The 1,019-nt window shown below is 44.3% G+C and carries 1 pseudogene; it reads right to left on the bottom strand.

Annotated features, from left to right (window positions below):
• Nucleotides 1-1,019: pseudogene (locus F6K38_RS43080) on the bottom strand (carotenoid oxygenase family protein); the annotation flags it as partial.

Below are 1,019 nucleotides of genomic sequence, written 5' to 3'. Positions count from 1 at the left end.
GCGATAGGGATTTCCGACATGATTAGGGTGAATGCTAGGAAACTCGCAACAGCGCTCTTCTAATAACTTACTCCCTACGGTTTTGTCAGTTAAGTTTAAACTAAAGCGCCAGAGTTGCCCTGGTGCGATCGCATTAAAATCAACCTCCCGGAAATCACTACCTACGTCTACTGCTGATAATGACTTGTAGCAAATAGAATCGACATAAATCTTGCCATCTTGTTCAAAAGCATTAGCGTGATGGAAGATAAAGCCCGATTAGGTTTCTAGGATTTTGACTTCCTCTGTATTCTGTTTACGAGGAATCACTATAATCCTGGTCGGTTGTTCAGGCTGATATGCCAAACACTCACCAGCTCCTCGGTATCCCAACAGGAATGGAAGGGGATTATAGCTAACAGGATTTTGGAAGAAAATACAGTAATTTGGGGTAATCGCAAAATCGTGGATAAAGGCAAAACCAGGAACACTATAACTCTGACGTCGTAATAGTTTACCGGTTGGATCCAATTCGTAAATAGTAATTTTGCTAGACAGACCTGGCTGAATCGCGAAATTTACCAGACAAGGTTGACCACCATCAAGCTTACTACTAGGGTCAATCCAAGGATGAGCAGCAAAGGATTCACCCCCTGCTAATATTCCATCCAAGTTATCTTCACCCAAGGTTTCAAGAGTATGGGGGTCTAGACCGTAAGGTTTAGCGGCTTCCCATAAGGCTAAGAGTTTTCCACCCCAGTAGATCACATTGGTATTCGCAATATTTTTAAGTTGGATATCAAATAGATTCGCTAACCAACCCCCAGGCTTCTGAGTGCCAAACACTCCTCTATATACCGGTTTCCCCGCTTTCTGTTCCGCTAAGAAGCCCTCTGTGCGTACAAACCGATTGCGAAAATGAGCTCGACCGTGATCAAATGCGATTGACCGTAGGTCACGCTACGCGATCGCACAAATCATCCCATCCCCATCAAATGGATGATGCACCCGGTAACCATTAATATCCAGCAAACCAGGAC

The organism is Moorena sp. SIO3B2 (assembly GCF_010692525.1).
GTDB lineage: Bacteria > Cyanobacteriota > Cyanobacteriia > Cyanobacteriales > Coleofasciculaceae > Moorena > Moorena producens.
This window is presented reverse-complemented; position numbering and strand designations above follow the sequence as displayed.